12 protein-coding genes are annotated in these 13,775 nt (G+C 45.2%); 4 read left to right on the forward strand and 8 right to left on the reverse strand.

Features of this window, described 5'->3' with window-relative positions; genetic code table 11:
• Nucleotides 1-44: 44 nt before the first annotated feature.
• Nucleotides 45-314 carry a 30S ribosomal protein S15 gene (rpsO, locus tag ACRD67_RS05430; RefSeq protein WP_430966021.1) on the reverse strand — a complete coding sequence of 90 codons (270 nt, stop codon included), beginning with the start codon at nt 312-314 and terminating at the stop codon, nt 45-47.
• Nucleotides 315-478: 164 nt separating this feature from the next.
• Between rpsO and ACRD67_RS05435 the strand changes: the two genes are divergently transcribed.
• Nucleotides 479-1,348, forward strand: a complete 870-nt coding sequence (locus ACRD67_RS05435; RefSeq protein ID WP_430966022.1) for a hypothetical protein — start codon at nt 479-481, stop codon at nt 1,346-1,348.
• 147 nt (nt 1,349-1,495) lie between these two features.
• Here ACRD67_RS05435 and accD read toward each other — a convergent pair whose 3' ends face one another.
• From accD to tamL, 3 genes are read right to left on the reverse strand one after another with little or no spacing between them, the layout of a single operon-like run.
• Entirely contained in the window at nt 1,496-2,356 is an 861-nt protein-coding gene (gene accD / locus ACRD67_RS05440; RefSeq protein WP_430966023.1) for an acetyl-CoA carboxylase, carboxyltransferase subunit beta, read from the reverse strand.
• Nucleotides 2,357-2,389: 33 nt separating this feature from the next.
• Nucleotides 2,390-3,457, reverse strand: coding sequence for a class II fructose-bisphosphate aldolase (gene fbaA / locus ACRD67_RS05445; protein ID WP_430966024.1), 1,068 nt, complete (start codon nt 3,455-3,457; stop codon nt 2,390-2,392).
• 60 nt (nt 3,458-3,517) lie between these two features.
• The gene (gene tamL, locus ACRD67_RS05450) at nt 3,518-6,106 is read right to left on the reverse strand and encodes a translocation and assembly module lipoprotein TamL (RefSeq protein WP_430966025.1); all 2,589 of its coding nucleotides are present in this window, start codon (nt 6,104-6,106) and stop codon (nt 3,518-3,520) included.
• A gap of 24 nt (nt 6,107-6,130) precedes the next feature.
• Here tamL and ACRD67_RS05455 point away from each other — a divergent pair, with 24 nt between their 5' ends.
• Nucleotides 6,131-6,853, forward strand: a complete 723-nt coding sequence (locus tag ACRD67_RS05455) for a TrmH family RNA methyltransferase (protein WP_430966026.1) — start codon at nt 6,131-6,133, stop codon at nt 6,851-6,853.
• Between the two features lie 11 nt (nt 6,854-6,864).
• Here the strand turns inward: ACRD67_RS05455 and porT are convergent, their stop codons facing one another.
• Together porT and ubiE are read right to left on the reverse strand one after the other, a co-directional pair.
• Nucleotides 6,865-7,563, reverse strand: a complete 699-nt coding sequence (gene porT / locus ACRD67_RS05460; RefSeq protein WP_430966027.1) for a type IX secretion/gliding motility protein PorT/SprT — start codon at nt 7,561-7,563, stop codon at nt 6,865-6,867.
• Between the two features lie 4 nt (nt 7,564-7,567).
• A complete protein-coding gene (gene ubiE, locus ACRD67_RS05465; protein ID WP_430966028.1) occupies nt 7,568-8,296 on the reverse strand; it encodes a bifunctional demethylmenaquinone methyltransferase/2-methoxy-6-polyprenyl-1,4-benzoquinol methylase UbiE in 729 nt (242 codons plus the stop codon).
• A 221-nt stretch (nt 8,297-8,517) separates the two neighbouring features.
• Between ubiE and trkA the strand changes: the two genes are divergently transcribed.
• Nucleotides 8,518-9,867: a Trk system potassium transporter TrkA gene (gene trkA / locus ACRD67_RS05470; protein WP_430966029.1), complete on the forward strand. Its 1,350-nt coding sequence runs from the start codon at nt 8,518-8,520 to the stop codon at nt 9,865-9,867.
• Nucleotide 9,868: 1 nt separating this feature from the next.
• Entirely contained in the window at nt 9,869-11,359 is a 1,491-nt protein-coding gene (locus ACRD67_RS05475) for a TrkH family potassium uptake protein (RefSeq protein WP_430966030.1), read from the forward strand.
• A 52-nt stretch (nt 11,360-11,411) separates the two neighbouring features.
• Here ACRD67_RS05475 and ACRD67_RS05480 read toward each other — a convergent pair whose 3' ends face one another.
• Nucleotides 11,412-12,596: a pyridoxal phosphate-dependent aminotransferase gene (locus tag ACRD67_RS05480; RefSeq protein ID WP_430966031.1), complete on the reverse strand. Its 1,185-nt coding sequence runs from the start codon at nt 12,594-12,596 to the stop codon at nt 11,412-11,414.
• A gap of 14 nt (nt 12,597-12,610) precedes the next feature.
• The gene (locus tag ACRD67_RS05485; protein ID WP_430966032.1) at nt 12,611-13,714 is read right to left on the reverse strand and encodes a fatty acid desaturase family protein; all 1,104 of its coding nucleotides are present in this window, start codon (nt 13,712-13,714) and stop codon (nt 12,611-12,613) included.
• Nucleotides 13,715-13,775: the final 61 nt, after the last annotated feature.

The following is a 13,775-nucleotide window of genomic DNA, read 5'->3' on the forward strand; positions in this document are numbered from 1 at the left end:
TGTAAAAATTATAAAAGGGGAAGCTTGGCCTCCCCTTTGTTGAATTACTTTCGTAAACCCAATTCTTTAATGATTTCACGGTATCTGGTAATGTCCTTTTTCTTTAAATAGTCCAAGAGACTTTTCCTCTTACCTACCAGCTTTACCAATGACCGTTCCGTGTTGAAATCCTGACGGTTTTTCTTCAAGTGTTCGGTCAAATGATTGATGCGATGTGTGAACAAAGCAATTTGCCCTTCGGCAGATCCCGTGTTCTTTTCAGATTTGCCGTGTTTTTTAAAAATTTCGGCCTTTACTTCCTTGGTTAAATACATTCCAATATTAGTTTAATGATTTTTATGTATTTGATTGATTTTCAATCAGGGCGCAAAGATAGGAATATTTTTATAATCCACAGCCCTGGATCTTTTTTTTATAGGGCATTAAACTATTTGGTTTAACCGCAGTCCTACCTCCACACTTTAAAAACAATTATCTTATGAAAACATGTCTCAAACCCCAGAACATTGCAGCTTTGTTGCTGGTAGCTACAACCGCCTTCACCTCCTGTACCGACGAAAGTAGCTCGGACCCTGAAGAGGTGGTGGGTGAGGAAGTAATCAGTGCGGCCGAATTGAAGGTCAGCGATGAAACCGAAATGATCTCGGAAGAAATTACCGTTATTGGCGAAGATGTATACGCCGCGGATGAGATCTCGTCCACTTCCAAAGCATCCTACACCTCTGATTATTTGCCCGATTGTGTAACCATTACTACGGTAGTGACCAGCACGACCAAGGAAAAGACCATTGATTTTGGCGATGGCTGCGAATTGCCCAATGGCAACGTGCTCAGCGGAATCATTAATTTAAGCTATGCCAAGGATATGGAGCTGGCCCAAAAGACGCTGGCGCTTTCCTTGGAGAATTTTACATTTAATGGGGTGGCTGTTGAGGGCAGTGCCTCTATCCTAAGGATGCGTGCCAATGAGGACGGCAATCCGCAGTCTGATGCCACAGCCTCCTTTAGTGCCACCTGGCCCGATGATAGTACGGCGAGCTTTACCGGAAACAGGACCAGGGAATGGATAGAAGGCTTTGGTACCGGCTTTTGGGGAGACAATGTATTTTTGATCTCTGGGCAGGGCACCTATACCGGAAGATTGGGCAATGTTTTTTCCAAGGAAACCATAACCCCTCTTAGACGTGAATTGGCTTGCCGGTTTATTGTAAGCGGTGTTTTGGAAATTTCCAGAAACGATGCCACCGCCAGTTTGGATTTTGGTGATGGCAGCTGTGATGCCATCGGAATATTGACGTATCCTGATGGTACTTCCGAGGAGATATTTCTGAGGAGGTTCCTTAACTAGGGCACAAGGGATAAAAGGGGTAAGTCCAAAAGCAGATGTCACAGTCACTTCGAGCGCAGTCGAGAACTTTAAGTTGTTAATCTTAAAGGTATTTCGATTGCGCTCAATATGACTTATGGGGCCAAAACTTTTTTGGCCTGCCTTTACCTAAGATCTTAAGGGATTGTTCTGTATAAGGTCTATATACAGGTTGATGTTCTTCTTCAGGTCCCTGCGATGGGTGATAAAATCCAAAAACCCGTGTTCCTGCAGAAACTCCGCAGTCTGAAAACCTTCGGGAAGTTCCTTGCCCGTTGCTTCTTTTACCACTCTGGGTCCGGCAAACCCGATCAAGGCTCCGGGTTCGGAGATATTGATGTCCCCGAGCATGGCATAGGAAGCGGTAGTTCCTCCGGTGGTGGGATCGGTACACAGCGAGATATATGGGATACGTGCTTCGGCGAGCTGAGCCAATTTGGCCGAAGTTTTCGCCAATTGCATCAAGGATAGTGCGGCTTCCATCATACGTGCCCCGCCAGATTTTGAAATCATCAGGAACGGAACCTTCTTTTTAATGGCATAGTCTATTCCACGTGCTATTTTTTCCCCGACTACGCTGCCCATAGAGCCTCCAATAAAGTTGAAGTCCATACAGCAAATAACCAGGTCTTTGCCCAATGATTTTCCTACAGCAGTCCGAACGGCATCCTTTAGGCCTGTTTTTTGTTGGGCGGCCTTAAGGCGATCGGAGTACTTTTTGGTATCCTCAAATTTTAGCGGGTCCTTGGAGTTGAGTTTGGTATCTAACTCTTTAAAGGTATTGTCATCGAAAAGGATTTCAAAATATTCCTTGCTTCCAATGCGTACGTGATAATCATCTTCAGGGCTTACAAAAAAGTTTTTGGCCAGATCTTCCGATTCTACGATCTTTCCGGTGGGCGATTTGTACCAAAGCCCCTTTGGCGTGTCCTTCTTCTGTTCGGTAGCTGTCTGTATCCCTTTTTCCGTTCGTTTAAACCAAGCAGTCATATGTTGCTATTAAATTAGTCCTAGGTTGCAGACCTACAAGGTATCAATATTGTTTAAATCCTCAAAGGCTTTCTTTAATCGTTCCACAAAAGCTTTTTCACCTTCGCGCAACCACACCCTGGGATCATAGAACTTTTTGTTGGGCTCATCGCTTCCCTTGGGATTCCCTATCTGCGACTGCAAATAGGCAGAATTGTCCTGTGTATAGTCCCTTACGCCAGATAGAAAGGCATATTGCAGGTCGGTATCAATGTTCATCTTGATCACTCCATAACTAATTCCTTCGCTGATTTCGGCCACTGTGGAGCCCGATCCACCATGGAACACAAAATCAATATGGTTATGTTCAACCCCATACTTTTCAGAGATGTACTCTTGCGAATTTTTAAGGATTTTTGGCGTCAACTTCACGTTTCCGGGCTTGTATACCCCGTGCACATTGCCAAAAGCCGCAGCAATGGTGAATTTAGGACTTACTTTTGACAGTTCCTCATAGGCATAGGCCACCTCTTCGGGCTGCGTATACAGTTTGGAATCGTCCACATCAGAATTGTCCACTCCGTCTTCTTCGCCCCCGGTAATTCCAAGCTCTATTTCCAGGGTCATATTCATTTTGGCCATTCTGGCGAGATAGGTCTTGCAGATTTCAATATTCTCTTCCAACGGTTCTTCCGATAGATCGATCATATGGGAACTGAACAGGGATTTTCCGGTCTCGGCAAAGTGTTTTTCACTTGCATCCAAAAGTCCGTCGATCCAGGGCAGTAATTTCTTTGCGCAGTGATCGGTGTGCAAAATGACCGTGGCACCATAGGCTTCAGCCAACTGGTGCACGTGTTTGGCACCGGCAACGGCACCCAGAACGGCGGCCCTTTGTCCCTCATTGGACAGGCCCTTGCCCGCATTAAACTGTGCCCCTCCGTTGGAGAATTGTATGATTACGGGAGCATTGAGGTCGGCCGCAGTTTCCAGGACCCCGTTGATGGTATTGGATCCTATAACGTTTACTGCGGGCAACGCAAAGCCCTTTTCCTTGGCGTAGTTAAAAATCTCTTGCACTTCATCTCCGGTAGCTACTCCCGGCTTAATCGTATGGGCCATAATGTTCTTTTGTCTGTTAGTGTTAGAAAAGTTGGCACAAAAGTAATAAAATAATTAGGTCTAAAAAGGATAATTTATCCCGATGTTGAAGACGGCATTGCTAAAATTATAATCCCTGAACCACCTTTTGGACGGCTCCAATGCGGGATTGTAGGTCTTAAATCCGGTATCTAGGCGAAAAACAAAATAGGTGAAGTCGTACCTCAGCCCAAAACCGGTGCCCAGGGCAATATCCGCCAGGGAACTGAAACCGTTGAAGGTAGCGTTGGCATCGTCAATATCATCAAAAACGTTCCAGATATTTCCGGCATCTGCGAAGAAGGCCCCTTTAATATCACCTACAATGGGGAAACGATATTCCAAATTGACCGCCAGCTTAAAATTAGCCTCGTTAAAATCATTGATATTGTCAGTACGTCCGGGCCCGAGGGAATAGGCGTTCCATGCCCTGTTGTCATTAGACCCCCCAGCAAAATAACTGCGTACAAAGGGGATGTTGTTCGAGTTGCCATAAGGGACTGCCATACCGGTAAAGGCATGGAAGGCCAGCACATCGGTACTCGATAAGTTCCAATGTTTGATAAAGTCAAATTCCGATTTTACATATTGGGAAAAAGGGACCCCAAAGACCAAACGATCACCATCCTCATTTTCCTCAAAGGGGATGATCCTTGAAACACCGGACAACAAATTACCGGCACTTTCAAAGCTGAGCCTGAACTGGTAAAAATTATCGTCGTTGATTCCCTGTTGGTTGTTCTTTGTATAGGTATAATTACTGGTGAAGATAAGGTTGTTCTCCGTTAACCTTTCCCTGCGTTCTTCCACACTGGCCACTTCCCTGACCACATCGGCACTGGCCACTACACTACCGTTCTGAATGGCCGTTATAAAACCCGTAGTTCCCGCTGGAATGATCAGACTGGGATCTCCAGTGTTGTTGGGATCTTCGTAAAACCCCTGCAAGAGCGGTTCGGCCTCGAAGGCATCGGCGATATCGTCCAATGTTTCGTAGGTGTTCTGGTAGACATTGAAGAACCTATCGGGGTTAACGTTACGTACAAATTGGATGTTCAAGAGCTCTAACGAGTTTCGCTTAAAATTGGAAGGCGACCAGTTATAACCCAAAATGGTGTTAAACGTTTGTTTGTCCAGGCCTATGTTCTTTTGAAAACTGGTTCCAATGGACATCCGTGTTTGTGGAAGCATATAATAGGGTATAATCCTTTTGGTATTGATCAAAGGAAACCAAATTCTGGGAAAGGTGAGGTTAATGTCTCCACCAATTTCGGAAACAAAATCCTCATCGGTGACGGAGGCATCGCTCAAAAGACCCAGGGATCCCCGAGCCGAAAGACTCAAGGTCTCGGCTCCTCCAAAAACATTTCTGGAAACAAGGGAGGCACTGAACGCCACTCCTATGGTCTCAATATTGGAGTGTTTTACATCGGTATTCAGTCCCAAGGAATATTTTTGCCTGGGCGCCAAATAGATATTAGACGTCAACTTGGTTCCCGTACTGTCCTCAATAAATTCGATATTGGGGTATTTAAAGGTATTGAGGTTCGTAATCTGCCTATAGGTCCTTAAGCGGTCCAAATCCCTATATATACTGTCTTTCTCCAAGAAAATGGCATCGGTAAGGGCCTTGGGCTTATAGCGCAGTTTGTCCTTAAAATAGATGGTGTAATTTTCAAAATCCACCGATTGCAACTCTTCTGTGTTGCTATTGAAAACGTAGTCCGCGTAGATGTTGATCTTATCAAAACGGTGCACTTTGTATTCCGAGGTGGTAAGGGCAGAATCGTTTCGTTTCCTTAAATTATCAATATTGAGTTCCACATCCATTTTTTGGTCGTCCCTAATCCTTGTGGTATCCCTTAGAATGTCATAGGTAATGGAGCTTTCCTGAAAATTGTAGACCCCAGAATTTCTAAAGAGGGTGGTGAGCCGCTCCCTTTCTTGGTTAAAATCGCTCAGATCAAACTGTTTTTCGGCTTTGATGAACGAGTTTTCCTTATGCAATTCATAGATGGAATCGATGGCCTTGGAATCGATTTTTTTTGAAAGGGAATCGATGATAAAGGGTTTCCCAAGGCTTATCTTGTAATCTATGCTCGCGCGCTGTTTTCTTTTGCCCTCATCTACGGCAAAGGTGGCATCGCTGTTAAAGTATCCCTTGCTGCCGTAATATGCCTTGAGCCGCTCCAATGTTTTTTTGGTCTTTACCGTATCAATAATCGCCGGGACTTCCCCGATTTTCTTCAGCCATTCGCTCGCCCCCTTTACCGCAAAGGACTTGCCCAGGCGATCTACCTGTTTTTTGGATAGGAAGTTTTCGTAACGTTGTTTCCTTTTTTCCTTTTTGTGCAGCCAGGCTTGAAAGGAGGAATCCGGGTCTTTTTTGGCAAGATTGTACAGATTTAGTCTTAGGGGATATCCCAGTACCGTACTGTTCGGCTTTTGAATGATAAGACTTTTGACATCCTCGCTTGCCACTTTTTCGCCATCCGCATATATCGCGTTTTTAGTAAGCAAAAGTTCATCCTCCCCGACCCTCTTAAGCGCATTACAGGAAGTTATTGCGATACCTAACAATAATAAGCCTATTTTTGCTATGCTTTTTTTGAAACGTAAAGGGAATGTCATAGACGCCAAAAATACATTATTTGAATGGTTGTTAAAAACCAAATAAAATTTATAAAAAGCTTACAGCAAAAAAAGTACCGAATTCAATCCGGAATGTTCGTGGCCGAGGGAATCAAGGTAGTTCGGGAACTTTTGGCATCCAATTTTAAACCCTACAGGATTTATACCACCAACACTGAAATTTTGGATCACAAGTCCGAAGTCGTGGAGAAAATCCAGGAGGGCGACCTAAAAAAAATCAGCGGATTACAAACCCCCAATACAATTTTGGGCATTTTTTATATGTCCCCACCCGGTGCTGTGGATTTCTCTGATTGGATCTTGGCCCTGGACGATGTTCGCGACCCTGGGAATCTAGGTACGGTGATACGTTTGTGCGATTGGTTCGGAATCAAACATTTGGTGTGCTCCGAGCATACGGTAGATTGTTACAACCCCAAGGTGTTACAGGCAAGCATGGGATCTATAGCGCGGGTAAGCATTACCTATACAGACCTCGCTGATTTTATCAAGAACACGGAGATACCCGTTTATGGGGCCTTTATGGACGGAGAAAACGTATACGGCGAGCCCTTGCCCAAAACAGGTATTCTGGTCATGGGGAACGAAGCCAAGGGCATTTCCGAAAAACTTGAGGGCCTGGTCCAAAAAAAACTGACCATTCCTCCCCATGGGGAAAGAACCGCAGAAAGTTTAAATGTGGCCACCGCCACGGCTATTTTATTGAACGAATTGCGCAGGCCATAACCACGCCGAGCTTACTCAAAAGTAAGGTTGATAAAGATGCCACGGGTACGCAAGGCGTCTATGTTGCCCGTCCATGGGCTATTGGGGTCATTATCCGGTACCAACTCGTCGCTCAAGGCAAAGACACCACGGATAGAGGGTGAGAATTTAAAGTATTCCAAGTAAAAATCTATTCCAAAGCCCAATTCATACCCATAAACACTTTTTTTCATCCTAAAGGTCCCACTACTGTTGTCGTCTAAGCTATCCTCGTTGCTTCCCAAATTCTGTGAGGCATATACGCCCCCGGTAATGTAGGGTTTCCAATTGCCAAATCTGCGGGCACTTACTTTTAAAAGCAAGGGAAAATTAATGTAGGTGGAGCGCACCTCACGGATGGCCTCACTTGCATCGCTAAATCCCGGAAATCCAAGATCTCTTTGCGTATAAAGCAGTCCAGGTTCGAAGCGGACATCCAAAAATTCGTTGATCCGCAATTCCCCGATCAAACCCACGTTGAATCCAAAGGTGGTATTGACCAAAATATCACTTCCAATATCATCCTTGTAATCAAATTTAAAATCGTATTTATTGAATCCCAGAAAGTAACCCCAGTTTAAAAGGGGTTTGTCTTCATTCTCCAAATTCAAAATGGGATTTTCCTTAAACTGGGCCTGTACCGCATTGCCTAGCAACAGTATTCCCATTAACAGAAAAAAAATGTTCCTCATGTGCTTACTTTGTAGCGATATATATGGAGGCCACCCCAAATGTTTGAGGCCTGTTCTCCATAGCTATAAACCCGATTTTTCCTAAAATATTGTTGAAATCCGCCCCGTGCGGAAAAACGGAGGCAGATTCGCAAAGGTAGGCGTATGCCGCTTTGTCTTTTGAGAAGAGTTTGCCGATGGTGGGTAGTATGTATTTGGTGTACAGGTGGTACCCCTGTTTAAAGGGTGTTTTGGTGGGAACGGAAGTCTCAAGGACTACAAAAGTTCCCGAGGGTTTCAGGACCCGATAGATCTCGGCCAGTCCTTTTTCAAGTGTTTCAAAATTACGCACCCCAAAGGCAACGGTGACCGCATCGAAGCTTTGATCGGGAAAAGGAAGTTTTTCACTGTCGCCCACCACCATTTTCACCATGTCGCTCAATTTTTTTTGGTCTACCTTTTTCTTACCCACCTTGAGCATGCCGGGAGAAATATCCAATCCCACGATTTCCTCGGCACCAGTTTTGACCAATTTAATGGCCAGATCTCCTGTTCCCGTAGCGATATCTAGAATATTGGAAGGCTTTTTCTTCTTGAGTATGGTTACCACCCTGTTCCGCCACTTTACGTCTATCCCGAAGGAAATAACCCTGTTTAGACCATCATAATTGGTAGAAATGGCATCGAACATCTTTTTCACCTGATCTTTTTTTCCAAGCGGAGAATCTTTATAGGGAATTACTTTTTTGGCCATAAGGGCAATTTTTGGGCAAAGATAAGATATAGAACCCATGTGGCATCGGTTTATTTGTATACAGAACATTGGCCTTACACTTTGCACTTTAGCCACTTCCCATGCCTTCCAACCCAATAAATTTATGTAATTTTGTTCCGCATTATTTTGCAAACTTTTCTTGAAATGAGCTTTACGAAGGCTTTTAGATCCCATGGGGATTCAGACAAAAATGTAAGGGTGTGAAGATTATAATTGCAGGGGCGGGGGAAGTAGGTTTTCATTTGGCAAAACTACTCTCTTATGAATCCCAGGATATCACGCTGATAGATTCCAGGAAAGAAAGTCTGACCTATGCGGATAACCATCTTGATATTCGGGTGCTCAAGGGCGATGCCACGTCTATTTCTGTACTGAAGGACGCGCAAGTATCCAACTCGGACTTGGTCATTGGGGTCACCTCCTCGGAAACCACCAACCTCACCCTTTGCCTATTGGCAAAGCAGTTGGGTTGTAAAAGGACCATTGCACGGATCTCAAACACAGAGTTCGTGGACAATAAGGAAGCGATCAAATTCCCGGACCTGGGCATAGACGAGCTTATTTCCCCCGAAAAACTGGCGGCCACGGAAATTCAACTGTTGCTCAACCAATCGGCCTTTAACGATACCTATGAGTTTGAAGAGGGGGCATTGATCATGATCGGGGTATCGTTGCCAAAATCGGCTCCTTTTGTGGGCAAGATGGTAAAGGAAGCGGCCAGGATATTTCCGGAATTACATTTTATGCCCATCGCCATTCAGCGATCCGGCACGCAATATACCCTTATTCCCAGGGGGGATACCGTATTTAAGGAGGAAGATCAGGTCTACTTTATCACGGCCAAAGAAGGGGTAGATGAACTCTATAAGCTTACGGGCAAGGAGAAAAAGGAAATAAAAAACGTAATGATTCTCGGTGGCAGCAAGGTGGGTTTTAATACCGCTAGAGATCTGTGTATCAGCAAGTTCAATGTAAAATTGATCGAAAAGGACAAGGAAAAGGCCTTTGATATTGCCGATAATCTCCCCAATGCCCTTGTTATCAACGGTGATGGAAGAAATGTAGAACTGCTGGAGGAGGAAAGCCTGGAATCCATGGACGCCTTTATAGCGGTGACTGGAAATTCCGAAACCAATATCATGTCGTGCTTGGTCGCCAAATCAAAACGCATCAAAAAGACGATTGCCCTAGTGGAGAATATGGATTATTTCCAATTGTCCCAGTCTATTGGGATAGACACCCTGATCAACAAGAAACTGCTGGCCGCCAATAATATTTTTAGATACATCCGAAAGGGCGAGGTGGTGGCCATGACCCGTTTGAACAACCTAAATGCCGAAATCCTGGAGTTTGAGGTTAAGGCTACCTCAGCGGTTACCGGCAAAATTATCCGGGAGCTCGATTTTCCCAGGGCGGCCACTATTGGTGGGGTCGTTAGGGATGGGGAAGGTATTATTGCCCTGGGCGATTTTGAGATTACCGAGGGCGATAGGGTAGTGGTCTGTTGTCTACCCCGTGCTATCCCTAAAATAGAAAAGTTGTTTCTGTAATATGGGTCTAAACTCCAAAATAATCTTCCACCTTATGGGATTGCTGCTGCTGTTCAATGGCTTTTTTATGCTGTTGGCCGCTTTTGTCAGCGGCATTTATAGGGACGGGGCAACTTTGGACATTACCCTGGCAGCTATTGTTACCATGCTCGTGGGGGTTATGGCCATGTTCTATACCCGTGGGCACGAGAAGGTAGTGAAACGAAAGGAGGGGTACATCATTGTTGCTTTTGGGTGGATCGTGATGTCGGTTTCCGGAGTGCTCCCGTACATTTTTTCCGGAGCTATCCCAGATATCACTAATGCCTTTTTCGAAACCATGTCGGGTTACACCACCACCGGCGCCTCCATTTTGGACGATATAGAATCCTTGCCCGAGGGCATCCTTTTTTGGCGGAGCCTCACCCATTGGATCGGGGGTATGGGAATCATTGTCTTGGCCATAGCCATCCTTCCTCTTTTGGGTATTGGGGGTATGCAGCTGTTTGCTGCGGAGGCTCCTGGCCCCAACGCGGACAAGTTGCACCCAAGAATTACGGACACGGCCAAAAGATTATGGCTCATCTATTTTGGGTATACTGTTGCGGAAACACTGCTGCTGAAACTGGCCGGCATGTCCTTTTTTGATGCGATCAACCATTCCTTGGCCACACTGTCAACAGGCGGCTTTTCTACCAAGAATGCCAGTTTGGCCTTTTGGAACGATCAGCCATTGATACAATATATCATAATATTCTTTATGTTTTTGGCCGGTAGCAATTTTGTACTGAGCTATTTTGCCTTTAAAGGAAAGGTACAACGCATTCTAAGGGACGAAGAATTTAAGTATTATACAAGCTTAATTCTGCTGTTCACCCTGGTCACGGTCCTGGTCATCTACTTTAAAGCCAACGTTCCTGTTTCGGACTACCATCCTATGGTTTTGGGCCCTGGTGAAAGTTCATTTCGGCATGCCCTTTTTCAGATTATCGCTATAGTGACCACCACCGGTTTTGTGACGGCCGATTTTACCAGCTGGACACCCTTTTTAACTGTTTTCTTCTTTGGTTTGATGTTTTTGGGGGGCTCTGCGGGCTCCACGGCAGGAGGTATTAAGGTGATGCGGCATATATTGATCATTAAGAACGGACTGCTAGAATTTAAAAGGACCTTGCACCCCAATGCCATTATCCCCGTGAGATACAATGAAAAAACCGTAAGCGAGCATATCGTTTACAATATCATCGGCTTCTTTGTGCTCTATATGCTGTCCTTTATCATAGGAGCGCTGGTCTTGGGTTTTTTGGGGCTCGATTTTCAATCTGCCATCGGTGGTGCGGCATCCTCGCTTGGAAATGTTGGTCCGGCCTTTGGCAGCCTTAACCCGCTGAGCAATTTTAACGGTCTGCCCGCCTTGGGGAAATGGTGGTGCGGTTTTCTGATGCTACTGGGGCGTCTGGAACTCTTTACGGTACTGATTCTGCTAACGCCTTACTTTTGGAAGAAGACATAGAAAAGGCCCGCATATCGGGCCCGATTTCTTTATTCTTATGGAGTTTACGTAGCTATACCACCGATTTAATCCGGGCTACCGCCTCCCGTAACTCTTTCTCCGAAGCGGCGTAGGAAATACGGATACAGTTGGGATTTCCAAAGGCCTCACCCGTTACCGTGGCCACATTGGCGTTTTCCAATAAGTAGAGCGCAAAATCGGAGGCATTCCCTATGGTGGTCCCGTTCAAAGTCTTCCCAAAGAAGCTGGAAATATCGGGAAAGACGTAGAAAGCTCCCTCAGGAACGTTAAGTTTAAATCCGTCAATTTCCCCCAAAAGCTCCAATAGCATATCGCGTCTCTGATGAAACTCGTCTATCATATGCTTAATCTTGCTTACCGGTGCCTCTAGGGCCGCAATGGTGGCGCGCTGTCCTATGGCATTGGCACCGCTGGTAACCTGTCCCTGGAATTTGGTACAGCCCTTGGCAATCCATTCCGCCGCTCCGATGTACCCAATTCGCCATCCTGTCATGGCAAACGCCTTGGATACCCCGTTCACCGTAATGGTCCGTTCATACATGCCCTCTATTCCGGCGATACTTACATGGCCTCCCACAAAGTTGATGTGTTCGTAAATCTCATCGGAAACGACGTAGATATCTGGGTGTTTTTGCAATACCTTGGCCAAACCTTCCAGTTCCGCTCTACTGTACACGGAACCACTGGGATTGCAGGGCGAACTAAACCACAACATTTTGGTTTTTGGCGTGATCGCCTTTTCCAATTGCTCTGGGGTCATTTTGAAGTCCGTATCGATGCTTGTGGGTACCTGTACCGGAATCCCCTCTGCAATTTTTACGATATCGCTGTAGCTTACCCAAAAAGGTGCTGGTAGGATAACCTCGTCCCCTTTGTTGATCATCACCATGGCCACATTGGCCAAGGACTGTTTGGCCCCAGTGGAGACGACGATCTGTTGAACCCCGTAATCCAGGTTGTTGTCCCGCTTAAATTTATTTGAAATGGCCTGTTTTAGATCGGCATAGCCATCTACCGGGGAATAACTGCTATAGTTGTCGTCGATGGCCTGTTTAGCGGCATCTTTTATGAAATCGGGGATGTTAAAATCGGGTTCTCCCAAGCTAAGACCGATGATGTCCTTTCCCTGGTTGCGTAATTCCCTTGCTTTTGCGGCCATAGCCAAGGTGGCCGAAGTAGACATGTTTTTAATTCTATCGGATAGGTGGTTGCTCATTTGCTATACTGTATTTACTGATATTGCAAAGCGGGTTTTTTGCCCAGCTCCTTTAAATGTTTGAAGTGCGAAATTATAGCTTTTCTGGTAGTTTTGTACTCGTTGTACGGTAAATTGAACTCCTTGGCTGTCTGTTTAACAATTTTGGAGATTTTTGTGTAATGCACGTGGCTTATGTTCGGGAAGATATGATGTTCCACCTGATGGTTCAAACCTCCTGTAAACCAATTGACAATTCGGTTCTTGGTGCCAAAATTTACCGTTGTGAACAACTGATGAACGGCCCAGGTATTTTTCATATTGCCGCCCTCGTCAGGCAAGGGGGTTTCAGCTTCGTCCACCACATGGGCCAATTGGAATACCACGCTTAAAATGACCCCCGCAACGTAGTGCATAATGAAAAAGCCCACAAGAATTTTCCACCAGGCGATATCAACAAAAATAAGGGGTAGCACAATCCATATGGTAATATAGGACACCTTGGTAATGACCAAGGTACTCCAGTTAATAACCGGATTCGGCAGTTTTCCGTAGGAAAGCTTGCGTTTCATGTAGCGGTACATTTGCTGAAAATCCGTAGTGATGGCCCAGTTAAAGGTAAGCAGGCCATAAAGGAAAACGGAGTAGTAATGCTGAAATTTGTGGTACCTATGCCATTTGGCGTGTTTGGAAAAACGAAGAATCCTACCGGCCTCCAAATCTTCATCGTGCTCGTGAATATTTGTATAGGTATGGTGCAGTACATTGTGCTGTACCTGCCAATTGTATACATTTCCGGCAAGAATATAGATACTGCTCCCCATCAATTTATTGATCCATTTCTTATTGGAATAGGAACCATGGTTGCCGTCGTGCATCACGTTCATGCCCACACCGGCCATGCCCACCCCCATGGTAATGGTCAACAACAGATTGGCCCATAACGGAAGGTTTAAAGTAAGAATCAAGAAATAAGGGGTCAGAAAAATGGCGAACATCACGGCTGTTTTCAAGTGGAGTCGCCAGTTGCCCGTTTTCTTTATTTTGTTTTCCTTAAAATAATCATTGACCCTTTTGTTCAAGGTTCTGAAGAACTGGGCGGAATCCCGTCTTGAAAATTTGATGGTGCTTTTATCCATATACCGGAATCTTTTTGTAAATATAACGGAATTATGCACTTTTTAATGCCTTAGCCATTTT

The organism is Eudoraea algarum (assembly GCF_050589645.1).
Taxonomy (GTDB): Bacteria; Bacteroidota; Bacteroidia; order Flavobacteriales; family Flavobacteriaceae; genus JBNGOQ01.

Coding starts and splice junctions, on each gene's coding strand:
- rpsO (WP_430966021.1), bottom strand. CDS start 314: ATGTATTTAACCAAGGAAGTAAAGGCCGAAATTTTTAAAAAACACGGC.
- ACRD67_RS05435 (WP_430966022.1), top strand. CDS start 479: ATGAAAACATGTCTCAAACCCCAGAACATTGCAGCTTTGTTGCTGGTA.
- accD (WP_430966023.1), bottom strand. CDS start 2,356: ATGACTGCTTGGTTTAAACGAACGGAAAAAGGGATACAGACAGCTACC.
- fbaA (WP_430966024.1), bottom strand. CDS start 3,457: ATGGCCCATACGATTAAGCCGGGAGTAGCTACCGGAGATGAAGTGCAA.
- tamL (WP_430966025.1), bottom strand. CDS start 6,106: ATGACATTCCCTTTACGTTTCAAAAAAAGCATAGCAAAAATAGGCTTA.
- ACRD67_RS05455 (WP_430966026.1), top strand. CDS start 6,131: ATGGTTGTTAAAAACCAAATAAAATTTATAAAAAGCTTACAGCAAAAA.
- porT (WP_430966027.1), bottom strand. CDS start 7,563: ATGAGGAACATTTTTTTTCTGTTAATGGGAATACTGTTGCTAGGCAAT.
- ubiE (WP_430966028.1), bottom strand. CDS start 8,296: ATGGCCAAAAAAGTAATTCCCTATAAAGATTCTCCGCTTGGAAAAAAA.
- ACRD67_RS05475 (WP_430966030.1), top strand. CDS start 9,869: ATGGGTCTAAACTCCAAAATAATCTTCCACCTTATGGGATTGCTGCTG.
- ACRD67_RS05480 (WP_430966031.1), bottom strand. CDS start 12,596: ATGAGCAACCACCTATCCGATAGAATTAAAAACATGTCTACTTCGGCC.
- ACRD67_RS05485 (WP_430966032.1), bottom strand. CDS start 13,714: ATGGATAAAAGCACCATCAAATTTTCAAGACGGGATTCCGCCCAGTTC.